24 protein-coding genes are annotated in these 23,939 nt (G+C 40.0%); 9 read left to right on the forward strand and 15 right to left on the reverse strand.

Annotation, left to right across the window (positions count from 1 at the left end; all coding sequences use genetic code 11):
- Positions 1-69 precede the first annotated feature (69 nt).
- From G6Q48_RS15610 to G6Q48_RS15620, 3 genes are all read left to right on the forward strand, one after another.
- Positions 70-537, forward strand: a complete 468-nt coding sequence (locus G6Q48_RS15610; RefSeq protein WP_102140344.1) for a DUF1456 family protein — start codon at positions 70-72, stop codon at positions 535-537.
- 86 nt (positions 538-623) lie between these two features.
- A complete protein-coding gene (gene parS / locus G6Q48_RS15615) occupies positions 624-1,085 on the forward strand; it encodes a type II RES/Xre toxin-antitoxin system antitoxin (protein ID WP_166267459.1) in 462 nt (153 codons plus the stop codon).
- Positions 1,082-1,540, forward strand: a complete 459-nt coding sequence (locus tag G6Q48_RS15620) for an RES family NAD+ phosphorylase (protein ID WP_166267461.1) — start codon at positions 1,082-1,084, stop codon at positions 1,538-1,540. The genes parS and G6Q48_RS15620 overlap by 4 nt, the downstream gene beginning before the upstream one ends.
- Here G6Q48_RS15620 and G6Q48_RS15625 read toward each other — a convergent pair whose 3' ends face one another.
- The 6 genes from G6Q48_RS15625 to G6Q48_RS15650 form a co-directional block, all read right to left on the reverse strand.
- Entirely contained in the window at positions 1,541-2,431 is an 891-nt protein-coding gene (locus G6Q48_RS15625; RefSeq protein ID WP_102140347.1) for a LysR family transcriptional regulator, read from the reverse strand.
- Positions 2,432-2,472: 41 nt separating this feature from the next.
- The gene (accA, locus tag G6Q48_RS15630; protein WP_166267463.1) at positions 2,473-3,432 is read right to left on the reverse strand and encodes an acetyl-CoA carboxylase carboxyl transferase subunit alpha; all 960 of its coding nucleotides are present in this window, start codon (positions 3,430-3,432) and stop codon (positions 2,473-2,475) included.
- 104 nt (positions 3,433-3,536) lie between these two features.
- Positions 3,537-3,959: a helix-turn-helix domain-containing protein gene (locus G6Q48_RS15635; RefSeq protein WP_102140349.1), complete on the reverse strand. Its 423-nt coding sequence runs from the start codon at positions 3,957-3,959 to the stop codon at positions 3,537-3,539.
- A 30-nt stretch (positions 3,960-3,989) separates the two neighbouring features.
- The gene (locus G6Q48_RS15640; RefSeq protein ID WP_102140350.1) at positions 3,990-4,553 is read right to left on the reverse strand and encodes a GNAT family N-acetyltransferase; all 564 of its coding nucleotides are present in this window, start codon (positions 4,551-4,553) and stop codon (positions 3,990-3,992) included.
- Entirely contained in the window at positions 4,534-5,994 is a 1,461-nt protein-coding gene (locus tag G6Q48_RS15645; protein WP_407072557.1) for an AMP nucleosidase, read from the reverse strand. The genes G6Q48_RS15640 and G6Q48_RS15645 overlap by 20 nt, the downstream gene beginning before the upstream one ends.
- Before the next feature lie 125 nt (positions 5,995-6,119).
- Positions 6,120-7,028 carry an AEC family transporter gene (locus G6Q48_RS15650; RefSeq protein ID WP_166267467.1) on the reverse strand — a complete coding sequence of 303 codons (909 nt, stop codon included), beginning with the start codon at positions 7,026-7,028 and terminating at the stop codon, positions 6,120-6,122.
- 286 nt (positions 7,029-7,314) lie between these two features.
- On the opposite strand from G6Q48_RS15650, the gene G6Q48_RS15655 reads away from it, so the two are divergent.
- From G6Q48_RS15655 to G6Q48_RS15670, 4 genes are all read left to right on the forward strand, one after another.
- Positions 7,315-8,082, forward strand: coding sequence for a basic amino acid ABC transporter substrate-binding protein (locus G6Q48_RS15655; protein WP_102140353.1), 768 nt, complete (start codon positions 7,315-7,317; stop codon positions 8,080-8,082).
- A 65-nt stretch (positions 8,083-8,147) separates the two neighbouring features.
- Entirely contained in the window at positions 8,148-8,912 is a 765-nt protein-coding gene (locus G6Q48_RS15660; protein WP_102140354.1) for an amino acid ABC transporter permease, read from the forward strand.
- On the forward strand, positions 8,899-9,621 hold the full coding sequence (locus tag G6Q48_RS15665) for an amino acid ABC transporter ATP-binding protein (protein ID WP_102140355.1): 723 nt from the start codon (positions 8,899-8,901) through the stop codon (positions 9,619-9,621). Before G6Q48_RS15660 ends, G6Q48_RS15665 begins: the two co-directional genes overlap by 14 nt.
- 99 nt (positions 9,622-9,720) lie before the next feature.
- A complete protein-coding gene (locus G6Q48_RS15670) occupies positions 9,721-10,269 on the forward strand; it encodes an NADAR family protein (RefSeq protein ID WP_102140356.1) in 549 nt (182 codons plus the stop codon).
- Between the two features lie 98 nt (positions 10,270-10,367).
- Here the strand turns inward: G6Q48_RS15670 and G6Q48_RS15675 are convergent, their stop codons facing one another.
- On the reverse strand, positions 10,368-10,826 hold the full coding sequence (locus G6Q48_RS15675; RefSeq protein WP_166267469.1) for a GNAT family N-acetyltransferase: 459 nt from the start codon (positions 10,824-10,826) through the stop codon (positions 10,368-10,370).
- Positions 10,827-10,929: 103 nt separating this feature from the next.
- Between G6Q48_RS15675 and pdxR the strand changes: the two genes are divergently transcribed.
- Complete coding sequence (pdxR, locus tag G6Q48_RS15680; protein ID WP_166267471.1) at positions 10,930-12,417, forward strand: MocR-like pyridoxine biosynthesis transcription factor PdxR; 1,488 nt, start codon at positions 10,930-10,932, stop codon at positions 12,415-12,417.
- A 93-nt stretch (positions 12,418-12,510) separates the two neighbouring features.
- A complete protein-coding gene (locus G6Q48_RS15685) occupies positions 12,511-13,092 on the forward strand; it encodes a YebB family permuted papain-like enzyme (protein ID WP_166267473.1) in 582 nt (193 codons plus the stop codon).
- An 82-nt stretch (positions 13,093-13,174) separates the two neighbouring features.
- Here the strand turns inward: G6Q48_RS15685 and yajD are convergent, their stop codons facing one another.
- The 8 genes from yajD to G6Q48_RS15725 form a co-directional block, all read right to left on the reverse strand.
- Positions 13,175-13,522, reverse strand: coding sequence for an HNH nuclease YajD (gene yajD / locus G6Q48_RS15690; protein ID WP_102140678.1), 348 nt, complete (start codon positions 13,520-13,522; stop codon positions 13,175-13,177).
- A gap of 172 nt (positions 13,523-13,694) precedes the next feature.
- The gene (locus tag G6Q48_RS15695; protein ID WP_102140677.1) at positions 13,695-14,726 is read right to left on the reverse strand and encodes a methionine synthase; all 1,032 of its coding nucleotides are present in this window, start codon (positions 14,724-14,726) and stop codon (positions 13,695-13,697) included.
- Between the two features lie 29 nt (positions 14,727-14,755).
- Entirely contained in the window at positions 14,756-15,733 is a 978-nt protein-coding gene (locus tag G6Q48_RS15700) for a DUF1852 domain-containing protein (protein ID WP_166267475.1), read from the reverse strand.
- A gap of 501 nt (positions 15,734-16,234) precedes the next feature.
- Positions 16,235-17,809 (reverse strand): alkyl hydroperoxide reductase subunit F, encoded by a 1,575-nt coding sequence (gene ahpF, locus G6Q48_RS15705; RefSeq protein ID WP_166267477.1) that lies wholly within the window; start codon positions 17,807-17,809, stop codon positions 16,235-16,237.
- 117 nt (positions 17,810-17,926) lie between these two features.
- A complete protein-coding gene (gene ahpC / locus G6Q48_RS15710) occupies positions 17,927-18,490 on the reverse strand; it encodes an alkyl hydroperoxide reductase subunit C (RefSeq protein WP_166267479.1) in 564 nt (187 codons plus the stop codon).
- 188 nt (positions 18,491-18,678) lie between these two features.
- Entirely contained in the window at positions 18,679-19,803 is a 1,125-nt protein-coding gene (locus G6Q48_RS15715) for an ABC transporter permease (RefSeq protein WP_168222884.1), read from the reverse strand.
- Between the two features lie 5 nt (positions 19,804-19,808).
- Entirely contained in the window at positions 19,809-22,565 is a 2,757-nt protein-coding gene (rbbA, locus tag G6Q48_RS15720) for a ribosome-associated ATPase/putative transporter RbbA (RefSeq protein ID WP_166267481.1), read from the reverse strand.
- Positions 22,562-23,632, reverse strand: a complete 1,071-nt coding sequence (locus G6Q48_RS15725) for an HlyD family secretion protein (RefSeq protein ID WP_166267483.1) — start codon at positions 23,630-23,632, stop codon at positions 22,562-22,564. The genes rbbA and G6Q48_RS15725 overlap by 4 nt, the downstream gene beginning before the upstream one ends.
- Positions 23,633-23,939 lie beyond the last annotated feature (307 nt).

Consider the following 23,939-nt stretch of genomic DNA (forward strand, 5'->3'; position numbering starts at 1 on the left):
TGTATACTTTATTGGCCTTACTCAATAAATAGCCAATTAACTTTTATAGATAATGGATAATACAATACCATGCTTAATAATTATGTTTTACGCAGCGTTCGCTATATGTTGGACTTAAGCGACGCCCAAATGGTTAAAATCGTAAAACTTGCAGATTTGGATGTTACAAAAGAAGAAATGGTGGCTTGGTTAAAAAAAGATAATGAGCCTGAATATGTTGAATGTAACGACAATGTCATGGGGCATTTTCTAAACGGTTTAATTTATCACCGTCGTGGAAAAGATGAAAATCATCCCGCACCTGAAGTTGATAGCCGCCTTAATAACAATATTATGCTCAAAAAATTACGCGTGGCTTTTGAATTAAAAGATACAGATATGATTGAAATTTATCAGCTTGTTGACTTTCGCGTATCTAAGCCTGAACTTAACGCTGTATTTCGCAAACCAGGTCATAAAAACTACCGCGAATGTGGAGACCAATTACTGCGTTACTTCCTAAAAGGCCTGACAATTCGCCTACGTGGTGATAAGTAACCGTATCCTGCTCGTTTTTTATTCGTTTATTTTACATCCCCCTGACATTTGTCTATAATGAAGGTGACAAATGTCAGGAGGTTCAAATGAGAAACTATATCCCCACAACGCCGCTTCAACCCGCAGCTTCTGCTTTTAAGCCGCTATGGCGCCATGTCGGGTTACCCGCTGAAAGGGGTATTGAATTAACCCATTATTTACGTCAAGGCCTATCTGTCTCTGTCTTAGACAATATCCAAGAGTGGTCAGGGGTGAGCAAAACAGAACTATTGCGGATATCTGGTATCAATGAACGCAATATCGCTCGTCGCAAAAATGCTGGCCAGCCCCTAAATGCTGATGAAAGTGAACGAATTGCACGTCTAGTAAGGGTATTTGATGCCGCAGTGCGTTTATTTAATGGTGATAAACACGCAGCAAGTGATTGGCTCAATCACCCAGTGAAAGGCTTGGGTCATTTACGCCCTATTGAGCTTATCGCAACAGAAAGCGGAGCCATTGAAGTGATTGATTTAATTGGCCGTATTGAACATGGTGTATTTTCATGATCCTATATCGGTTGGTTAAATCCAGTTTTGCTCACGATGCATGGTCGGGCCAAGGGGCTATGCTCTATGGTGGGCGTTGGAATCATAAAGGGACTCCCGCTGTTTATACATCGACGAGTATTTCATTAGCAACCCTTGAAATACTCGTACACATCAATCAAGACATACTATTAAACCAGTTCAGTTTACTATCCATAGATATCAATGATAAGTACGTAATGAAATTGTCGTTAGACCACCTTCCAACGGATTGGCAACAAGACCCAGCGCCAACCTCTACAATGGATATTGACACTACATGGCTTAATAACCAAGATAGCTTAGTATTGTTAATTCCCTCTTGTATTATTCCCTATGAATACAACGCAATAATCAACCCGTTGCATCCGCAATTTCAAAAAGCCATACGGACGGTTAAACCACTGGATTTTAGCGTTGATCCACGCTTAGCATAACTAAATATTTGCTAACAAATACTGTAAAAAAGCGTCTATCTTCGGCGATAATGCACTACGACTCGCATAAACTGCACGAAGTTCTATTGGCGCTGGCGATACTTCATCGAATTCTATGCGCACTAATTTCTTCTGTTTAATCTGCTCTGCGCATGCTTCTAATGCCAGAATGGCATAACCGATCCCATTCATTGCAGCAGCATAAGCCAGTGCGCCACTATTCACTCGGTAGTTACTGTTAATTATCACTTTTTTCTGCAAGCCAGATGAATCAATAAATATCCACGGTTGCCCCTGTAACGCACTCAAACTCGAAATGCACGGCATACTGGCTAAATCAGTATATGAACGTGGTTTTCCCACTTTTTCAATTAACTGAGGAGCTGCTACCACAACGCTTTGCCATGATTTAACCAGGCGTGAATGATAACTACTGTCTTCAAGATGACCACGATGAAAAGTGAGTAATAGATCTATATCATCGCTAATGACATCTTGGGGGATTAATTGAGTATCACAATGAATATTCAATTGTGGGTGGGACAATGCAAATTTTGCTAATAAATCAGCTAACAATAAACTACCAGATTCACTCGGAATAGTTAGCCGTAACGTTCCCGTAATTTGCTGTGGATAACAAATTTGCACCACAACCTGTTCTAATTCACTGACTAGCTTTTGACTTTGCTCAAATAAAATGTTTCCCGTCTCGGTCAACCGCATTTGCCGGGTTGTGCGTTCAATTAATTGGCTATTAAGTTGTTGCTCCAGCTGTTTAATATAACGACTCACATTCGATGTCGGCATTGAAAGTAACTTTGCTGCATTGGCAAAACTCCCTTGTGTCACAACAGCAATAAACACTTTCAATAAATTCAGGTCAACAGCCATATTTAACCCCTACAGTTTTCTATTAACCTGAACTAATAGCATTAGCAGTAACCAAAATCCATTATTTTTTGATACCGTTCCGCCAACAATACTTCCATATCTAATTGAGTTAGTTCATTTAAATCAGTCAGTAACTGTTGTTTTAATTGTTGTGCAGCTAATTGATAGTCGCGGTGTGCTCCCCCCAAGGGCTCAGAAATAATAGTATCGATAATACCAAGCTCTTTTAACCGTGGCGCGGTCATACCCATTGCTTCTGCTGCAATTTGTGCCTTTTGAGGATCTTTCCACAAAATAGAAGCGCAACCTTCCGGGGATATCGCTGCATACGTGCTGTATTCCAACATATTAATACGATCGCCAACACCAATTCCTAACGCACCGCCAGAACAACCTTCACCTGTAATAACACAAATAATGGGGGTTTTTAAATGTGACATTTCCATGATATTGCGTGCAATTGCTTCTGCTTGCCCTCGCTCCTCAGCACCAACACCGGGGTAAGCCCCAGCAGAATCAATAAATACCAAAACAGGTAAATGGAAACGTTCTGCCATTTTCATTAAACGGAGTGCTTTACGGTAACCTTCTGGCGACGGCATACCAAAATTACGCATAACTTTCTCTTTTGTTGTACGCCCTTTCTGTTGCCCCAGCACCATAACAGACCTACCATCCAAACGAGCAAGCCCTCCCACCAGCGCCTTATCATCAGCAAAAGCGCGGTCACCTGCTAGCTCTTGAAATTCAGTAAATATCAATGAAATATAATCAAGGGGATAAGGCCTTAGTGGATGTCTAGCTAACTGGACAATTTCCCATGCCCCAAGAGATGCAAATATCGTTTTCGTCAGCGAATGACTCTTTTTTTTCAAGAGCATGATCTCTTCTTCTAACTTTATTTCTGAAGGATGCCCTTTTTGTTTGAAAGCAATAAGCGCTTCAATTTTGTCATTGAGTTCAACGATGGGTTTCTCAAATGCAAGAAAATGGTTAGTCATAACTTTCCTAAAATGGTGACGGTAATCTTAGGAGTGTAATCAGAGAATAAATCCCATTCTATGCTTTAAAATAGGATTGATTATTATCAATGGTGGGATAATGTTTAACGCTGACTTTTCTTTAGTGAGTTTAATTTTAAGCTGTTTTCCATAATTTTTTGAAAATTAGGGCATAAAAAGTGATTTTCTTCAGGGCAGTTCGCAATATGCAAAATACCCTTTTTTAAGGCTAATAACCCCTGTATGGTTTGCTCAATTTCTTCAGCTTTTTCAAGTAAGCTCGCACGTTCAATATTAGGGCCATCCTTATGATTGAGCATGATAGCAATTTCGTCGAGTGTAAATTTAGCTTCTTGCCCTAATGCAATTAAAGATAAGCGGGTAATAACATCTTTCCCATGATAAACCCGTTTTAACCCCTTGCGCCCAATCGGTTTAATCAACCCTTTTTCTTCATAATAACGTAAGGTTGATGCCGCTAGACCTGATAATTGGCTAACTTGAGAAATATCCAGTTCATCATGCATGAAATTATAACCCGCTCTAACATTCACAACTTAAGCTAATTGTTGTCGTAATAATACCGTGATTGCGCCATTCATAAAAATTTCACGGTCAACTACGTAACCCAACTTTTCAGCCACCCGTAAAGAGGCTAAGTTCCTCGGCTCAATAAAACAAATAGATTGCCGGAACTTATTTTCTTTTACTAGCCAAGACAATGCAGCCTGCATTGCTTCTGTTGCGTAACCTTTTCCTTGAAATTCAGGTGCAATGACCCAACCCGCTTCTGGAATACCTTTAACTTGGGGTTCAACCATGCGATGGAAATCAGCAAACCCTAAATCACCAATATACTGGCCACTTGCTTTTTCACGGACAGCCCAATAACCAAATCCTAATAACGGCCATAAACCACCGTAAGCTAGCATGCGCATCCATGATTCGCGGTCGCTAGATGGCATACCACCAATGTAGCGAACCATCGACTCAGTTGCCCATAATTTCGCAAGTGCAGGAAAATCACTCACTTGATGTTTATTTAATATCAATCTTTCTGTTTCAAGCACAGGTATTACAGCCATTGATTGCATCTCCTTGCTATCTAAATGGGGGTTCATCAAATGTTCTCAATTTCCTTGAGTGTAATTTATCCCCTTCTTGCCTTAATAAATCAATAGCACGAATACCTATTTGCAAGTGTTCTGAGATTGCACCTTCATAAAAACTGTTGGCTTGACCGGGTAATTTAATCTCGCCATGCAATGGTTTATCAGAAACACATAACAGCGTGCCATAGGGAACCCTGAAACGATAACCCTGAGCTGCAATTGTGGCACTTTCCATATCCACTGCGACCGCGCGGCTTAAGTTAAAACGGCGAGCTGTTGCAAAAAAACGTAATTCCCAATTTCTGTCATCGGTTGTAACAACGGTTCCTGTTCTGAGACGTTGTTTTACCAATTCCCCAGGCATATTACTAACTTGTTTTGTTGCATCATATAAGGCGCGCTGGACTTCCGCTATACTTGGAATAGGAATATCTGGCGGTAATACATCATCAAGAATATGGTCATCACGCAAATAAGCATGGGCCAAAACATAATCGCCAATGTTTTGGCTTTCTCTTAACCCGCCACAATGGCCAATCATCAACCAAGCATGTGGTCGTAAAACGGCTAAATGATCGCAAATATTCTTTGCATTTGAAGGCCCAACACCAATATTCACTAAAGTAATTCCTGCACCATCTCTAGCGATTAGATGATATGCAGGCATTTGAAATTTTTTCCAGGTTAAATCAGAAGTGGCAATTTGTGGGTCTGCATTCTCAGCAGTTAAATAATTATGTCCTACACAAGATAATGCAATATAACGACTTTCAGGATCACGGACCTGTTCACATGCCCAATTCACAAATTCATCGACATAGCGATTATAATTGGTGAATAAAATGTACGGTTGGACATGTTCAGGAGGGGTTCCTGTATAGTGTTTCAAACGCGCTAATGAAAAATCCACACGCAATGCATCAAAATGAGACAACGGCATTTCATCCGTAGCAGAGTACAAACCATCTGTAATATCATCGCTGATATGAGATAAATCGGTTATCGGAAAATGTGCAGCTAAATGACTGCTTATACTCCTATCCAACACTAAATCTGAACCATCAATGACAAAAGGATAAGGAATTTCAATTTTTGAAGGGCGAACAGCAAAAGTGACATCATAATCTTGCTGCAAAATAGACAGTTGCTCAGCTAAATAAGCACGAAATAGCTCTGGCTGAGTCACCGTAATGGTGTAATTACCGCGTTTAACAAAGCGTGCATAAGCACGTGTTTTTTCGCAGTGGTCGACTTTCCCTTCCCATGTAACACACAGCTCAGGGTAAGCAAATAACCCATTATCCCTTTCAGTAATATCTGGTATGCGGCCTTCTTCTACATAAATAGCGATAGCATCTCTTAATGAATCAATTGCATTGCTATATAACAACGAAAGTTTATCTAAAACATCGTCAATAGATAAGTTTTCATATTTCTGGCATTTTTCCAAAGACACACACAACTCCTCATCATCAGATAAAATCATCTCCGATAACATAGAGTATCAATGTGACAGTTGCAAAATATATTGCGATTAATGTACTTATATCTTCAGCAATGCATTTATTATCATGATCAATGCACTACAAAGGATAGAATAATTGGTAATGTGAACACCGCTGCCACGGTTTGTAATGTAATTATACCTGCCATTAGTTGGCTGTCCCCATTTAACTGACGCGTTAAAATATAGGCTGTTGGCGCCGTAGGGATAGCAAAAAATAGTACTAATAGGATGGTTTCAAGATTTGGCAACGAAAATAGCCCCGCCACTGTTACCGCTAAAATAGGCATAAGAAATAAACGTAGCAATGTCGATGCCATAATAGGTTTAAATTCATTTCTTAGCGTTGCTGTTTGTAATGCGGCTCCAATACATATTAACCCCAGTGGCAAGCTGGCGGCTGCGAGTAATTTTAAAAATTGGTCAGAGCCAAATGGCAATCCGATAGGTGATATATTTAATAACACACCAACGACACAGGAAATGATTAATGGATTTTTTATGATCGGCAATAAAATTTGCTTAACTGAAACCTTTTGCCCCGAAGATAACGAAAGTACCGCAATGACATTACAGCTTGGCACCAAAACAGCCATAATTACCGCAGCAATAGCGATCCCTTCTTTGCCAAATAAATCAGCAACAATAGCCAACCCTAAATAAGTATTAAACCGCGTAATTCCTTGGATATACGCACCAAACCTCGGGATAGGTATTTTGAATAAATATTTACAACCTAGAGTTAGTGCAGAGCTAATCGCTAAAACACAAAGGATAGCACTCGCTAGATAGGGTAATTTAGGATTATCCAAAGGCGCGGTGGCTAAACTGTTAATTAACAGTGCGGGAAACAAAATAAAGTAGTTTAATTTTTCCGCACTCGGCCAAAAATCAGTCGCGAATATTGTCGAACGTCGTAATACAAATCCCATTGCAATGAGAGCAAATAATGGCCACAAAACTAATAGAATCTTATCCATGAGAGCGTAATCTGTTTTTATTCGAGTATTGAGTAAGTTTGTTAATCAGTCTATCGTTAAATTTTTGTAACTGATAGGTAAAAAAAGCGCTATTCCTATATTTTACTTTTCTCAATTTATTTTCGATTTAATCAACTTTCACTTATTTATCTTTAAATGAATATTTTTCCACCCATAAAAAATTAAACCCCAAAATTATCTCACTTCGCTATATAAAAATCATTTGCCTGCAACAGAAATATTATGTATTTTTATTCACTATAAATGCATAATTAAAGAGGTTGGTATGTTTAAGAAATTAGTTTTTGCTGGCTGTATGTCATTAGCAGCCTTCGCCGGGAATGTTTACGCAAAAGAAAGCTATACCGTTGGTGCTGGCGGGACTTACCGCCCATTCGAATATGAAAATAGCCAGAAACAGCTTGAAGGCTTTGATATTGACATCATTAAAGCGGTTGCAGAAGCAGAAGGTTTTGACGTTAAGCTTGTCAATACACCTTGGGAAGGGATTTTTGCAACCTTGTCGTCTGGTGATCGAGACATCTTAATTTCAGGGATCACGATTACAGATAAACGCAAAAACATGGTTGATTTCTCTAACCCTTATTTCCCTGCTGAGCAAGCGATCGTCATCAGCGAAACCTCTGATGTAAAAGACTTAAATAGCTTAAAAGACCTGAATGTGGGCGTCGTGAACTCCAGCACTGGTGATATTGTTGTTTCTGATGTAATAGGTAAAAACAGCACAGCAATCAAACGTTTTGACAATACTCCGCTTTTATTACAAGAACTGTTCGAAGATGGCATTGACGCTGCGGTTGGTGATGTCGGTGTCATTAAATACTACATAAAAACCCACCCTGAGAAAAAATTTAAACTGATCTACGATAACCATTTCGAAAAACAATATTTTGGTATTGCTGTCGCTAAAGGAAATAGTGAATTACAGCAAAAGATAAATAACGGCTTAAATAAGATCATCGAAGATGGCACGTACAATAAAATTTACCAAAAATGGTTTGATGAAAACGTTCCTCAATTACCAAAACAATAATTTAATCTAACTTAAGGCCATCCTTGGATGGCTTTTTCACGTTATAAATCAGGGTGAAAATTAAGATGTCTGCGTTTCGTTGGGAAATAATTGAAGAATACGCTCCATTATTTGCTGAAGGCGCAATGATGACGATAAAAGCGACCATCATCTGCGTTATTTTAGGCTCACTATGGGGGTTAACCCTCGGCTTAGGAAGAACGGCCAAAGCTGAACAAGGAATTTGGAAACCTATTTTACATTATTTTGTACAGTGGCCGGTTCGCTTCTATGTCAGTGCCTTCCGTGGTACTCCATTATTCGTTCAAATAATGGTTGTTCACTTTGCCTTAGTGCCACTGTTTATTAACCCTCGTGATGGGTTATTTGTTACATCTGGGATAATGTCCGTTGACACCGCTAAAATGCTCCGCTCAGATTACGGTGCATTTCTATCTTGTGTCATTGCAATTACTTTAAACTCAGGAGCTTATGTCTCTGAAATTTTCCGTGCGGGTATTCAGTCCATTGATAAAGGGCAAATGGAGGCTTCTCGTGCTCTTGGCATGAGTTGGGCAAAAACAATGCGTAAGGTTATTCTTCCGCAAGCTTTCCGGCGCATTCTTCCCCCACTGGGAAATAATGCCATCGCGATTGTTAAAGATTCCTCCCTCGCTTCCGCTATCGGCTTGGCAGATCTCGCCTATGCAGCGAGAACTGTATCCGGTGCTTATGCAACCTACTGGGAACCCTACTTAACGATATCTGTGATTTATTGGATGCTGACATTTATACTTGCTCAGTTGGTGCAATATATGGAAAGAAGGTTGGGCAGAAGTGATTTACGTTAATAATTTACAAAAGAAATTTGGTGATGCCCATGTACTCAGAGGCATTTCTTGCGAAGTTAAACCTCAAGAAGTGATTTGTGTCATTGGCCCTTCTGGTTCAGGAAAAAGCACCTTTCTACGCTGTTTAAATGCACTAGAACGTCCAGATGGCGGTGAGATTAAAGTCAATGGCTTTGACGTTCATGATCCTAAAACTGATTTAAATAAGATGAGGGAAAATGTGGGGATGGTGTTTCAGCGTTTTAACCTATTCCCTCATATGACTGTGTTAGAAAACTTGATGATGGCCCCTACCTTAGTGAAAGGTATAAAAAAGGAAGTGGCGCTTAAGCAAGCTGAGCAACTCCTGATCAAAGTAGGACTGTTAGATAAAATTGATGCATGGCCAGCCAGTTTATCTGGAGGGCAGCAGCAACGAGTTGCGATTGCCAGAGCGTTAGCCATGCAGCCATCTATTCTGTTATTTGATGAGCCGACATCTGCACTTGACCCCGAATTAGTTGGTGAAGTACTTTCCGTGATGAAAACCCTTGCAAATGAAGGTATGACGATGGTCATCGTCACCCATGAAATGGGATTTGCGCGTGAAGTTGCTGACCGAGTCATGTTCATTGACCAAGGTATCATTCAAGAAGAAGGCACACCAGAACAACTCTTTACTGCACCTAAAAACCCACGAACTGCGGAATTTTTAAGTAAAGTACTTTAGTTTTATTACCTGCTTAGCATGCTAAGCAGGTTTTTCTGATATCCAAATCTTTTTATTATCGATAAGCTAAGAATATTATTACTTAATAAAGTTTAATTTATGGATATCACAAGCCTCTGCAAACAATATCGCTCAGGGAAAAAATTTAAATATGTTTTCTTCTGGGGCCACCAAGCCAAACAAAATCAAATAACAAAAAGCTGTTTCAGCCAATGGTACCCTTCCCCATTTATTGTCAATAACCACCGCTTTGCCAGTGCAGAACATTTTATGATGGCCGAGAAAGCACGCTTATTTGGCGATTTAGAAACGCTGGATAAAATTATTTATGCACCAAATCCTGGAGCGGCTAAAGCATTTGGCCGTGAAGTTCGTGGGTTTAAGCAAGATGTTTGGGATGAAAATCGTTTCGCTATTGTCGTTGCGGCTAATATGGCAAAATTTTCTCAGAATAAAGAATTGGGACAATTTTTACTCTCCACAAATGAGCGCGTGCTCGTTGAAGCTAGCCCTGTCGATAAAATATGGGGAATAGGCCTTGCTGAGGATGCTGAAAATATTGAAAACCCATTAACATGGAAAGGGTTAAATCTGCTCGGTTTCGCATTAATGGACGTTAGAAGTCAACTAGCCAATTTAACACTCTAATTTTTGCTTATTTTCTGATAAAACAGAAAAGCCCGTTGTTGTTAAACCGCGGGCCTGCCAATATTTTATCAAAATATAGAATATACTACTGAGCTCTATTACAAAGGCATCCTATATTCAATCACACCAGGTTTTTCTGCCACCCAGTTATACAGTTTTTGCCCACGTAGATTGGTTTCTTGTGTATGCCAATATAAGCGGCCACATTGTTTTTCTTGTGCTTGTGCATGCACAAATTCAATTAATTGCTTCCCGACATGCCGCCCTCTCATTTCTGGCGTCACATATAAATCTTCAAGGTAGCAAAAATCATTTTCAGCCCATGTTGACCGGTGAAATAAATAATTCACAAAGCCAACAACTTTGCCATTTTCAAGTGCAACAGCACAATACATCGGTTCATTCTCATCAAAAAAACGTGCCCATGCTTTTAAGGTAATTTCTTCACTTAAATCGACTTTATAAAATTTTTGGTATTCCAACCAATATACTAACCATGCTGAGTAATGATCAGGAGTAACAAATTCGACTGTCACTGGTAATGCCGTTTTATTCATAATAACCCTTCCATTTATAGACATATTACATAATGGCGCTATAGTACATAGCAATCTGGCTCTGTATAAGAGACACTTTTGTTATTTATTTAGGATCCACTTTATGCGACGCCAACAGCATGCACAGTTTCCATTACTTTTACTTGAAGAAGGCTATATTAAGGAAAATGTTTATCACACAATACGTAACGCTATTTTAGATGGTCGTATTGCTGTCGGCATTAAACTCCCCTCCTCTAGAGCATTAGCCGAAATGATGTCGATCTCACGAAACTCGGTCATTGCTGGGTTTGAACGATTAATTGATGAAGGATATATTTATTCAAAAAAAGGCTCGGGAACTTATGTTTCTCCCCACATTCCTGATGAATTAGTTGGTACCATAGATAGTACTAAGCAGAATGACCAATCTAGATATCCTGCATTAAATCTGAATCCTAAAGTTTCTACTTTAACGAACTTATGGGAAAAATCGCGCCCGGACACCAACAAGTACCAAATGTTTAATCTTGGTATTGGCTGTGTTGACCAATTTCCACATGAATTATGGGGAAGACTACTAGGCCGTGTTTGGCGTAAATCCAAACAGACTATTGCACATTTTAATCATCCTGATGGATATACACCGCTAAAAAACTTATTGGTAGATTACGTCCGTTCGACTCGCGGGGTTCACTGCAAACCACAACAAATTATTATTGTTAATGGGACGCAACAAGCCATTAATTTAGTAGCAAAAATCTTATTACAGCAAGGGGACAAAGTATGGTTAGATGACCCTGGTTATGATAGCGCCAGAGCTATTTTCACCGCTGCAGGTGCTGATATTGCTGCTATTTCATCTGACAGGGAAGGAATGGATATTGCCTACGGTGCAAAACACCATGAAACAGCAAAATTAATTTATACCACGCCTTCTCACCAGTTTCCGCTAGGCACAACCCTCAGCTTACCGCGGCGTTTAGCATTATTGGATTGGGCACAACAAAACAACGCATGGATTTTTGAAGATGACTACAACAGTGAATTTCGCTTTTTATCAAAGCCAATTCAAGCGCTACAAGGCTTAGATAATCATCAACGTGTTATTTATGCAGGGACGTTTTCTAAAATGATGTATCCTGGCTTTCGTTTAGGTTTCTTAATTGTGCCAGAAATTCTGAGTGAAGCATTCACCATGATGAAATATTATAGCGATAGCCATTGTGGTTATTTAGAACAGGCCGCTTTAGCCCAGTTTATCCAAGAAGGCCACTATGCACGCCATGTCAGAAAAATACGGAAGATATGCTACGATAGGCAAAATACGTTTATCAATGCCATTAATCACTATCTCCCTCACCTATTTAATGTACAAATGACGGATTCAGGCATTCATACTGTCTGTTGGGTTAAAGACGGTTATGATACTAACGTGATCCTTAACCAATGCCGTCTGTTAGGCTTTGGTGCACAACCGTTATCGCGCTACTGTATTCAAAGTTCTCACCAAAATGCAATTCTATTTGGCTATGCTGCTCATTGCGAAGACGAGATAATTAGCAATATAAAATTACTTAGTGAACAATTGACTAATATATACCCTAGTTAAACAAGAATGATTTTCAGCGTTTATCCGATAGCGAGAATTCTTCTAGTCTTTATAACTGTACCTTAATAGCATTGTTTATATTGAGATACTTTTATGACAAAAATAAATTATCCCCATGAGTACGAAGTTGGCGATGTTGTCTTTACCAGTATTGGAACCGAGCTGTTTAGGCAAATAGCCTCGGCTTCTTTATGTTGGAGTAACCATGTTGGTATGATTGTCGGCCATAATGGCGAAGACTACTTGATTGCAGAAAGTCGCGTTCCGCTTTCAACAACCACGACCTTATCTCGCTTTATTGCCCGTTCATCTGATAAACGTTACAGCGTACGTCGATTTACACATACATTAACCAATGAACAAAAATCTGCATTAGTTTCCGAAGTTCCTGCTCGTTTAAATAAGTTTTATCACACTGGATTTAATTATGAGTCTTCTAGGCAGTTTTGTTCAAAGTTTGTTTTCGATATTTATCAATCTGCGTTATCAGTTCAAATAGGGGAATTAGAAACCTTCAAAGAATTATTAACTAAAAACCCGAATGCAAAATTAAATTTTTGGAAATTATGGTTTATTGGACAAATTCCGTGGGAACGTAAAACAGTGACTCCTGCAAGTCTATGGCATCACCCTGAATTATCGCTCATATACCGCAGTCATGAGGATATACATTAACAACCAATACGGATTTAAACTCGCACAAGAAAGCACTCAATAGAGTGCTTTTTGATATAATCGACTGAATTTACAATGAGACTTATTTTTTCTTATTTAACATCGATTTCAAGTCAGCAAACGGGTTATAAGTTGCTGCCTCAACGTCATTTTGCGCATCTTCCCCTGCCACGACATTCGTGCCATACATTTCAGCTTCGGTGTACTTAGAATGTTCATGATCATGACAAAATAGACATAACAGCTCCCAATTGCTGCCATCTTCTGGGTTATTGGTATGATCATGGTCGATATGATGCACGGTTAATTCACGCAAATTTGAATACACAAACTCGCGGGTACAGCGTCCACAAACCCATGGGTAAATTTTAAGTGCTTTTTCACGATAGCCACTTTCTAATCGCGCATAGTTTTTAGGGATCAAAGCCATTGCCGATATTCCTGTTGAAAATAGTAATTTTGAGATAATACGCCTAATATACCTCAGTTTAGAGCAAAAAAAGAAACTCAAAACAACAAAAAAACCCAGATACCATGAAGTCCCAACTTTATAGGGCACTCCATCAACTCTGGGTCCTTTTATTCGTTAATTTATACTTAAATTACTTATTCAACAATTCTCTGCGGATAATCTCAGCACCGGCACTTAATGCATTAAGCTTACCAGTTGCAACACGACGAGATAACGGTGCCATACCACAGTTAGTGGATGGATAAAGATTGTCGGCGTCGACAAATTGGAGCGCTTTACGTAATGTATTAGCGACTTCCTCTGGTGTTTCGATGATATTGCTCGCTACGTCAATCGCCCCCACCATTACTTTTTTACCGCGAATAAGCTCAATTAAGTCCATAGGAACATGAGAATTATGACATTCTAAAGAGATAATATCGATGCTCGAGGTTTGCAGTTTTGGGAAAGCCTCTTCATATTGCCGCCACTCAGAACCCAGTGTCTTCTTCCAATCAGTATTGGCTTTGATGCCGTATCCATAACAAATATGAACTGCGGTTTCACATTTTAGCCCTTCAATGGCTCTTTCTAATGCAGCTACACCCCAATCGTTCACTTCATCAAAAAACACATTAAAAGCAGGCTCGTCAAATTGAATAATATCAACCCCTGCAGCTTCAAGCTCTTTTGCCTCTTGATTCAAAATCTTAGCAAATTCCCATGCCAGTTTTTCACGACTTTTGTAATGGTTATCATACAGTGTATCAATCATTGTCATCGGGCCAGGAAGCGCCCATTTTATCGGCTGGTTCGTTAACTTACGTAAAAATTTAGCATCTTCCACAAAAACAGGTTTTTGACGTTCAACCGCTCCAACCACTGTCGGCACGCTCGCATCATAGCGATCGCGAATTTTAACCACTTCTCGCTTTTCAAAATCAACGCCACTGAGATGCTCAATAAATGTCGTCACAAAGTGCTGACGCGTTTGTTCACCATCGCTAACAATATCAATTCCTGCGCGCAGTTGATCTTCTAAGGATAAACGCAGTGCGTCTTGTTTTCCCTCTACAAGTTCTTCGTTTTCCAACTTCCAAGGAGACCAAAGCGTCTCAGGCTGAGCAAGCCAAGAAGGTTTGGGTAAACTGCCAGCGGTAGATGTTGGTAATAATGTTTTCATAATAATTGACCTTAAATTTTTATAATTAATCAAAGCGCGTAGTTAGCAGACCATTGCTCTAGAATATGCTTATAGGGTTCAATAAAGTGTTCTTCTGTATATTTCCCCTGCTCAATAGCCAATCGGCTACGTTCTTCGCGGTCATAAACAATTTTTGTTAATGAATAGTCTTGGTTCGTCAAACTCGGTTGGTAACATGGCCCCGCCACAGAGTTTGCATTGTAAATCTCTGGCCGATAAATCTTCTGGAATGTTTCCATCGTGCTGATTGTGCTAATCAATTCAATATTGCTGTAATCGCTCAGCAAGTCTCCCGTAAAATAAAATGCCAACGGTGCAACACTATTTTTAGGCATGAAATAACGAACCTGTAACCCCATTTTTTTAAAATATTGATCCGTTAATGAAGCTCCATTTTGCTGATATTCAATACCCAATATAGGATGGGTATTTCCAGTTTGGTGGTAAATATCTTTATTTGATACACTTAAACATATCACTGGCGCCTTACTAAAATGCGCTTTGTATTCGTCCGAATTCACAAAATATTTAAAGATATTCCCATGCAAGTCACCAAAGTTTTCTGGGATACTAAAGTTGGCTTGGTCTTTATTGTGATCTAGCAATAAAACACTGAAATCATAATCACGTACATAAGATGAAAAATTATTTCCAACAATGCCCTCAGTTCGCTCGCCCGATTTATGATCAACAATATTGGTTTTTAATATTTCAATCACGGGGAAAGTATGACCATTCCCTTCAACACTCATCTCGACAGAAATAATTTCCAACTCGACTGAATAACGGTCACTTTTAGGGTTATCCCAATAGGCCAATGTATTGAAACGGTTGTTCATCATGACAAGCGTATTACGCAAATTTTCTTGGCGATTTTTCCCTCTGGCTAAATTAGCAAAGTTAGTTGTTATACGTGTATTTTCAGAAGGATTATAATTTTCATCAAAAAGACTACTTTTAATCGTAAATGTAAATTTTTTGTTCATCGTCTCGCCACACCCTAAATTCTAAGATAGAAAATAAATTTACTTCTTGATTTTCTAGAAGTTTTCGTTTTTCATTCATCAATATTTATGTTGTAAATACGTTAACTTGCTCGCGTTATCTAATTTATGCCAGAGCTGTTGACTGAGTGAAAGCGACTTAATTTCATTTCGAACGTGAATGATTTTCATGATCATTTATTTCACTTATTTTAATTATGTGACAGAGAACTAAGAAATATTATTTTACATTATAATTCATGATGTTAAGTGTATTATATAGCCAATTTCCTAGAGGGAGTGAATATTCGACACGAAGACTTAAACATTGGTTAATGAAATAAATTTATTTAATACAATGAAAAATATTTAGGTGATACAGTCAAAATCATTAACTAAAGTTAACGGCAATAATAAAAGATGGCCAGTATTATGCACAAAAAAAAGGCACTCGCCCCCGAGTGCCTTTTGACTACAACTCACTGAATATAAAGTAAATTACACCTATTCAGCGGTTCTGGTACTTGTGCGGATCAGGTAGTCAAATGCGCTAAGTGCGGCTTTGGCCCCTTCTCCGGCTGAAATAATAATTTGCTTATAAGGTACTGTAGTACAGTCACCAGCAGCAAAAATACCTTTAATACTGGTTTCGTTACGAGCGTCAATTTCAATTTCGCCCATACGGTTTCTGGCAACGGTGTCGCCTAACCAATTGGTATTAGGCAATAAACCGATTTGTACGAATGCCCCCGCCACTTCCAATAAATGTACGCTATCATCAGTGCGGTCTTTATACTCAAGGCCGGTCATTTTACTGCCATCACCTTTTACTTCTAAGGTTTGCGCATTAACGATAATATCCACATTTTTCATGCTACGTGCTTTTTGCTGTAATACTGAGTCCGCTTTCAGTTCTGGCGCAAACTCCAGTACAGTCACATGGTCAACGACACCCGCTAGGTCAATAGCCGCTTCAATACCTGAGTTACCACCGCCAATCACGGCAACACGCTTGCCTTTAAATAATGGGCCATCGCAGTGTGGGCAGAATGTAACACCTTTCGTCCGGTATTCTTGTTCCCCTGGAACGCCCATATTTCTCCAGCGAGCACCCGTTGAAATAATAATACTGCGTGATTTTAAGATCCCGCCTGATGCTGTTTCGATTTGGTGTAAACCACCTTCTTGCGCAGCAGGGATCAATTTTGTCACTGACTGTCCATCAATAACATCAACATCATAGCTGTCCACATGGTTCTTCAACGCACCTGCAAAAATGGCGCCTTCCGTTTTGATAACTGAAATATAGTTTTCAATATCAACCGTATCCATGACTTGGCCACCAAAACGCTCGCCTATCACACCTGTGCGGATCCCTTTACGTGCAGTATAGATTGCTGCTGAAGCTCCTGCTGGCCCACTACCAATCACGAGGACTTCAAAAGGCTCGCGCTCTGTCAGTGATTTCGCCGCACGCGCATCGGCATTCGTGTCAACTTTGCTCACAATCTCACTGAGTGTCATACGCCCTTGACCAAACTCTTTTCCATTCAGGTAAACCGCAGGAACGCCCATGACATTACGTTCATCAATCTCGTTTTGGAAAAGCGCGCCATCAATGGCGGTATGACTAACATTTGGATTTAAAACTGCCATTAAGTTCAGAGCTTGAACAACATCTGGGCAGTTATGGCAAGATAAAGAGTAATAAGTTTCAAAGTGGAATTCGCCTTCAAGGCCTTTGACTTGCTCTAATAACTCTTGCGCTTCTTTCGATGGATGACCACCGATTTGCAATAATGCTAGCACAAGAGAGGTAAATTCATGTCCCAGAGGTGAACCTGCAAAACGCAAACCACTATCTGTACCTGGGTTAGTAATTAAAAAAGACGGTGTTCTTAGTGCGCTATTGCGCTCTTCACGTACAGTGACTTTATCTGACAGTGATGCAATTTGTTCTAACAGCTGTTTGATTTCATTTGATTTTTGGCTGTCATCTATATTAGCAACTAATTCAACGGGTTTAGTTAAACGTTCTAAGTAGGCTTTCAACTGTGCCTGTAAATTATTGTCGAGCATGTAATCCCCTTTAATTTTTATCATAAAATCGGGTACATATACCCGTCATGATCCAAGTTGCAGGCCTAAACACCTGCAACCTGAATTATTCAGTATTAATCAATTAAGATAGATTAATTAGATTTTGCCGACTAAGTCCAAAGATGGAGACAGCGTTGCATCACCTTCTTTCCATTTAGCTGGGCAAACTTCACCTGGGTGGCTAGCAACATATTGTGCTGCTTTAACTTTACGTAACAGGTCAGCTGCATCACGACCAATACCTTCAGCAGTAATTTCGATTGCCTGAATGATACCTTGTGGGTCAACAACGAAAGTACCGCGGTCTGCTAAACCTTCGTTTTCACGCATGTTTTCAAAGTTACGTGTTAATGCGCCAGTTGGGTCACCGATCATGGCATATTTGATTTTACCGATAGTGTCTGAGCTTGCATGCCATGCTTTATGGGTGAAATGCGTGTCAGTAGAAACAGAGAAAATTTCAACACCTAATTTTTGGAATTCTTCATAATGGTCAGCAATGTCACCCAGTTCAGTTGGGCAAACAAAGGTAAAGTCAGCTGGATAGAAGAAGAAAACACTCCATTTACCTGCAACATCTTTTTCAGAAACTTCGATGAATTGGCCATCTTTAAATGCTTGGTTAGTAAATGGTTTGATTTGAGTATTAATTAATGACATATGATGTTCTCCTGTTTGGTTGCCTATTAAGTTACTGTTTTACAGCAGCTTAATCCAATCATTACCTACTATCGATTTGATAGGCACAACCTAATCATGTTCATATAATTAATAGGCAAAGTATTAGAACGCTTACTGAACAATTCAGCAAGCGTTTTATTTTTAATGGATGTTTTATGTACAGTAGGTTATGCCATGGTGGCAATCGTTTTACGAAAACGAATGAGTGCGAGAGAAAAGAACACAGCACCAATCACAACAAGAACCGCAAATTGAGGCCAAACAATTTGGAAGCCAGCACCGCGATATAAAATCGCTTGAGCAAGGCTAACAAAGTGTGTTGTCGGCATGGTTAACATAATATCTTGAACAAGCTGAGGCATACTTTCTCGCGCAGTCATCCCGCCAGAAAGCATATTTAATGGCAATAGCACTAAGATCATCAACAAACCAAACTGGGGCATGGAGCGTGCAATCGTCCCCATAAAAATACCAATCGACGTTGTCGCAAATAAACTCAAGGCCACCCCACACATAAACAATAAGATAGACCCTTCGATTGGTACTTGTAGCAATGTTTTTACGACCAAAATTAAGGAAACACCGGATGCGATCAGTACCACCAGCCCCATTGACCATATTTTCGACATCATAATTTCAAATGGTGTTAAAGGCATAACCATCAAATGCTCGACTGTACCGTGTTCACGCTCGCGGATCAGCGCCGCCCCCGTTAAAACAATCGATAACATCGTAATATTATTAATGATTGCCATGACAGAACCGAACCATGACTGTGTCAAATTGGGGTTAAAGCGCATGCGTACTTCCAAGTCGACAGGCAAACTCGCATTACTACGGTATTTTGCTAAAAATTCATTCACTTCCCCTAAGGTAATATTTTGAATATAACTATTTCCTAAGAAGGCTTGGCTCATCCTTGTTGCATCAATATTGACTTGAATTTCTGGGTGCCGCCCTGCAAGCACATCACGTTGAAAATTAGGTGGAATATCTAATGCAAACGTATATGAACCACGGTTTAACAAACCATCAATTTGGTCTGGCGTAATATCTACAGGAGATAAGAAATAAGGTGCATAAAAACTATTGATTATTCGGTTTGATAACTGTGATTTATCTTGGTCCGCAATCGCAATAGGCGCATTATGTAAAGATCCAGGCGTCACGGTTGCTGACGAATAAATCGACACGGTAAAAGCAAAAACAATCAAAGCTAACATCGCTTTATCGCGGCCTAAACTGCGTAATTCTTTGACTCCTAGGTTAAAAATATTCTGAATTTTACGGATCATCGCTATGCCTCCTGCTTTTTCAGGAATAGAACACTTAGCCCAATAACCAAAGGTATGGTGATCAGTAATGGGATAAATGATGACTGTAAATCGAATAAATTTAATCCCTTAGAGAAAGTTCCTCGTGTGATAGTCAAAAAATGTGATGTTGGATAGACCATCCCAACCCAGCGGCCAATACCTTCCAATGATGAGACAGGGTCAATCATTCCTGAAAATTGAGTTGCGGGTATCAATGTAATGATAGAAGTACCAAAAATTGCCGCAATTTGGCTTTTCATAAAGCATGAAATTAATAACCCCATGCCTGTTGCAATACTGATATACAAAAATGCAGCCAACGTTAACGTCAGAAAACTGCCTTTAAATTCAACACCAAATATATATACCGATAATATACAAAGTAGCACAAAGTTAAACATACCCAATAGAATATAAGGGAGCTGTTTTCCAAGTAAAAACTCTAATTTGGTGATCGGAGTAACATAAAGATTGATAATCGAACCGAGCTCTTTTTCCCGAACAACACTCAACGCGCTCAGCATGGCTGGGATCATCATTAATAATAATGGAATAACCGCGGGAACAATTGCCGGCAAGCTACGAACATCTGGGTTATAACGATATCGAGTCTCAATGTCGATAGCCGGTATCCCTGCAACGCCAGCCGGTTGGCGCGCAGCCATCGTGCTCAGCCATGCTAAATGCATCGCTTGTACATAACCACGCACAGTTTCAGCGCGGTTTGGCATCGCACCATCAATCCACACACCAATTTTAACGTTACTCCCTCGAGCAACATCTCTTGCAAAGTTAGGTGGGATCTCAATCGCAACGGTAATATTTCCGCTACGCATACCAGCCTCTAAATCATCATAATCTTTGATTGGGGGTTGTTCGATAAAGTAACGTGAACCAGCTAAGTTCAGTGTATATCCTTGACTTAGCCCTGTTTGGTCGCGATCTAGCACTGAAAAGCGTAAATTTTCCACATCCATGCTAATGCCGTAACCCATGATAAACATAAGAATTACCGTTCCTAATAATGCCAGTGTTGAACGTACAGGGTCACGACGTAACTCCATGCCTTCCCGTATGGAATAGCTAAATAGCCGACGCAAACTAAAACGTTTTTTCAATGCTTCAGTCGCTTGTTCTTTTAGTTCAGGGTCAACGTGGAACTCTGGCGCGGTCTCTTGTCCTTGTCCTGCATCCCCCACGGCATCCTGTAAATAGGCGATAAAGGTTTCTTCAAGCGTGCCAAGCCCTCTTTTCTTGGTCAAGTTAACAGGGGTATCACAATCTAAGACTTTACCTGCATGCATGAGTGAAATGCGGTCACAGCGCTCTGCTTCATTCATAAAGTGGGTAGAAATAAAAATAGTGACACCGTCACGTCTTGATAAGTCAACCATTAAATTCCAAAACATATCTCTGGCAACGGGGTCTACACCTGAAGTGGGTTCATCAAGGATTAACATTTCAGGTTCATGAATAACCGCGACAGCTAAAGATAGCCTTTGACGGATCCCCAAAGGCAAGTCGTCTGGCATGACGTCTCGCACATCATCAAGTTCAAAACGCTGGCACATTTCGTCAACTCGCTGAGGGATTTTATCCTCAGATATATGAAAAAGCTTGGCATGAAGCACAAGGTTCTGCTCAACACTCAATTCACTATATAATGAGAATGCTTGTGACATATAACCGACACGCTTGCGTGTTTCAATATCCTTCGGGTCTATTTCTTGGCCAAATAGCCATGCCTGCCCTTCACTGGCTTGTAACAAACCCGTCAACATTTTCATCGTGGTTGACTTGCCACAACCATTGGAGCCTAAGAAACCAAAAATCTCCCCTTTTGGGATCTTAAAATTCACATGGCCAACTGCTACAAAGTTACCGAAACGCATGGTGAGGTCTTGGGCTTCAATGGCAATAATATTGTCTTTCGAGGTATCACGCGGAGGGATCACGACTTTTTTGTGCCCACTGCGTTTTTCTTCAGGTAGTAATTCAATAAATGCAGCTTCAAGGTCATCACATTGCGTTTGGGCTTTTAATTCAGATGCATGGCCTGTAGCGAGCACCTTGCCATCATCCATTGCCACTAGCCAATCAAAGCGCTCCGCCTCTTCCATATACGCAGTTGCGACCAAAACACTCATATTGGTTTGTCGCAAACGAATGCGATCAATCAAATCCCAAAACTGTGCGCGAGATAACGGGTCAACCCCAGTGGTAGGTTCATCTAAAATCAATAAGTCAGGGTCATGAATTAGCGCACAACATAACCCAAGTTTTTGTTTCATACCGCCTGATAATTTGCCAGCCGGACGGTCTTTAAATGGCGCAAGCCCGGTACTTTCAAGCAAATCTTGAATGCGATATTCACGCTCAGCTTTTGATTGGCCAAATAACCGACCAAAAAAATCAACGTTTTCATAAACAGATAACGTATGGTAAAGGTTCTTTCCTAACCCTTGAGGCATGTAAGCGATGCGAGGACAAACTGCTCTACGGTGTTCAATATCATTCATGTCACCATCAAGTACCGTTATTTGGCCTTGTTGAATCACTCTTGCTCCTGCAATCAGGGAGATCAGGCTTGATTTCCCTACGCCATCGGGGCCAATCAACCCAACCATTTTTCTCGCTGGGATGGAAAGCACAATGTCATCCAACGCACAATTATCACCATAATGCTGGCTGACATGCTGTATATCAATAATCACATCATCCATCAGTTTATTGGTCATTGTGGTAATCTCACCTCAAGTTCAGCAGGCCAAGATCCGTTAGGGTCTAAACGCACATATGCTTTTCCAGGTAACCCTGTTTTCACATATTCAAGGTGTTGCTCTAATAATTCTGGAGAAATACGCGCACGTACTCTGAACATTAATTTTAAGCGTTCATTTTGTGTTTCTACGGTTTTCGGTGTGAATTGTGCGACACTTGCTACAAAAGTGGCTTTCGCTGGGATCACGATGTTTGGTGCAGCATCGAGTATAATGTGAACATCACTACCTAAGGCAACTTTACCTGCGTCTTCAGTTGGTAAGAAAAAGGTCATATATACATCACTTAAATCGACCATATTCAAGACCCGTCCACCTGCCCCAAGTACCTCACCGGGCTCAGCTACACGATATTGAATACGCCCATTTCTTGGCGCTTTTAGAATACTGTCATCTAAGTCCGCTATAATACGACGTTCCGTTGCTGTCGCTGCGTCAACACGGTTTTTAGCTTGAACAATACCAGCGCTGGCAGAATCAATCGCTGATGTCGCTGCAGCCACTTGGGCTTTCGACGCTTCCAGGGCTGCGCGAGAACCTTGCATCTGGGCGGTATCGTCATCCACTTGTTGTTGAGAAACGGCGTTTGTTCTTACCAAAGCTCTAGAGCGATTTAGTCGTTTTTGTGCAGCATCTAACTCAGCTTCACGTTGACGAACGACAGCTTGAGCTGCAACTTTTTCGCTTTTACGCTGTGCTAAAGCTGATTCAGCCGTCGTCACTGCACTAATAGCTTGGCGTAATTGAGCCTGTACTTCATGTAGCTGCTCTTGGAGTGCTCGCGTATCCATACGAGCAAGTTCTTGCCCTTCTTTAACAAAATCGCCTTCTTTTACATTAATCGTTTCAATACGCCCTGCCGTCTTAGTGGCAATATCAATTTCTGTTGCTTCTATACGACCATTACTTTGCGCGAACCCAGCAGGTAGCCCACCTGAATTAACATTCCAGTAATAAAGACCACCCGCAACAATAATTAATATTAAAATGATGTAAAAAGATATTTTTTGCTTATTTATTTTCATACCATCCCTTTCCATTAAATGAGAAAACAAGGAACAACAATTATTTTGATTATTAACCTGGTGATTATTAATAAAATGACATAACTGTCTCTATACGAAATAAATACCATTAAAACTAAAAATAATATTATTTATTATAAACTCGGCCAAGTAAGTGTTACCACTATCATTAAATTGGCTATCTATTTAATTTAATGATAGTTTATCAACGTTTGGCTTAAGTTTAGTTGCCTTATGTCACAAAAAAACAGAATAAACTTACAAAAATCAGGATAAGGCATCATTTGTATATATTTAATTCAAAAAA

The sequence above is a fragment of the Providencia sp. M-27 genome (assembly GCF_011077905.1).
GTDB lineage: Bacteria > Pseudomonadota > Gammaproteobacteria > Enterobacterales > Enterobacteriaceae > Providencia > Providencia huaxiensis.